Annotated in this window: 1 protein-coding gene, 1 tRNA gene and 2 pseudogenes; 3 read left to right on the forward strand and 1 reads right to left on the reverse strand. The window is 63.0% G+C overall.

Going from position 1 to position 1,756, the window contains the following annotated elements:
- Positions 1-99: pseudogene (locus ACH107_RS32595) on the forward strand (molybdate ABC transporter substrate-binding protein); the annotation flags it as partial.
- A 280-nt stretch (positions 100-379) separates the two neighbouring features.
- The gene (locus tag ACH107_RS32600) at positions 380-790 is read left to right on the forward strand and encodes an integrase core domain-containing protein (protein WP_412509745.1); all 411 of its coding nucleotides are present in this window, start codon (positions 380-382) and stop codon (positions 788-790) included.
- Positions 791-861: 71 nt separating this feature from the next.
- On the opposite strand, the gene ACH107_RS32605 is transcribed toward ACH107_RS32600, so the two are convergent.
- Positions 862-937, reverse strand: a tRNA-Lys gene (locus ACH107_RS32605).
- Between the two features lie 107 nt (positions 938-1,044).
- On the opposite strand from ACH107_RS32605, the pseudogene dapF reads away from it, so the two are divergent.
- Positions 1,045-1,659, forward strand: a pseudogene (dapF, locus tag ACH107_RS32610) (diaminopimelate epimerase); the annotation flags it as partial.
- Positions 1,660-1,756 lie beyond the last annotated feature (97 nt).

Genomic DNA, 1,756 nt, shown 5'->3' on the forward strand with positions numbered 1-1,756 from the left:
GCGCTTGCCCGCCAGATCCAGCACGGCGCGCCGGCCGACATCTACATCTCGGCGAACCCGGGATGGATGGACAGGCTGCAAGAGGACGGGCTTGTCGAGTGACCTGATGGTATGAACTGCCTTACCACCAAACCGCCGCTATTGTTGCGGGCATGGGGGGCGGCGCCAGCAAGTAGTTAAACTGTTCCGTCCCGGATGATCACATTTCCCCTCGGCGATCGGCCTTGTTCATGGCAAGGTCGGTGCTGAGGGACATTCGGGATGGAGGGCAGGCATGCTGATATCCCTTCACAAGTGAGGCCGCTAGCGCCACCGGTTCGAGCAACCCATCCGAAGGGGACGACGGTGAGCCAGTGATGCGCCATTGGTCCGAGAGACGATGGCGAGGGGCAAGGAGTTCACCGACCGGCTCTCGGGTCCGCGCAAGCGTGCGGCGAGGGGCGAACACGCGTTCGACCGTCTCCGTGTCGATCTCGGGATCGAGCACTGCCTGACCCCGCCGAAATCACCCCGGATCAACGGCATGGTCGAGCGCTTCAACGGGCGCATCGAGGAGGTCCTGCAAAGCCACCATTTCAGGTCCGGCGAGGAGCTGGACAGCACGCTGCACCGCTACGCATTCGGGCATTCCTTCGGACCGATGGCAGTCATGCCCTCATCTCTACAACCGGCAGCTCCCGCAATCGGCCCTGGACAGCAAGACGCCCTTGCAGACGATGAAGATCGGCAAAAACTCAAGCCGGGGCGGTTCAGGAGACGGCCGTACTACCTTCCGGGATGTGACAGCTAACGACCCCGTGCCCGATTTGGCACATAAGTTCCTTAGCCATCATGCTTACAAGTATAAGTTACTTGACCCAGTGGTGAGCCGTGCAGGATTCGAACCTGCGACCCACTGATTAAAAGTCAGTTGCTCTACCAACTGAGCTAACGGCCCACTAGAGCGGGTATCTAGAAAGAGCGGGGCAGGGGGTCAACCCCGAAATGCACTGAATTTCCCGCAGATGCTGGATTCGTCCCGGTGAGCGGTTTATATGCCGGCTCATGACACAGCGCGCGATCGAATACGGGCTTCCCTTCATGAAGATGCACGGGCTTGGAAACGACTTTGTCGTGTTCGACGCGCGGTCGCGCGCGGTCGACGTCAGCCCGGCGCTTGCCGTGGCGCTTGCCGACCGGCGGACCGGCCTGGGATTCGACCAGCTGGCGGTGATCGGGTCGGGCGATGCCGACGCGCATCTGAGTTTCTACAACAGCGACGGCTCCGTCTCGGCGGCCTGCGGCAACGCGACGCGCTGCATCGCGCGCTACCTGATGGACGAACAGGGCCGCGACCGTCTGGACCTGACCACCGCGCGCGGCCGGCTGAAGGCCGTCGATGCGGGGGGCGGGCTGACATCGGTCAACATGGGCCCGCCGCAGACGGCGTGGCAGGACATCCCGTTGGCCGAGGCGATGGACACGCTGGAACTGCCGATCGAGGGCGGGCCGGTGGCCACCGGGATGGGCAATCCGCACTGCACCTTTTTCGTCGAGGATGCCGAGGCGGTGCCGCTCGACCGTTTCGGGCCGCGCTACGAGACCCATCCGCTCTATCCCGAGCGGACGAACGTGCAGGTCGTCTCGGTCGTCGGGCCGGACCACCTGCGGATGCGGGTCTGTTCTTCATTGTGATGCTGTTCAAGCTGCTGCTGAGCCCGAAGAATGCGACCGAGAACAACCCCTGGAACGAATGGGCCGATACCCTAGAATGGAC

The organism is Roseovarius halophilus (ex Wu et al. 2025), from assembly GCF_047086965.1.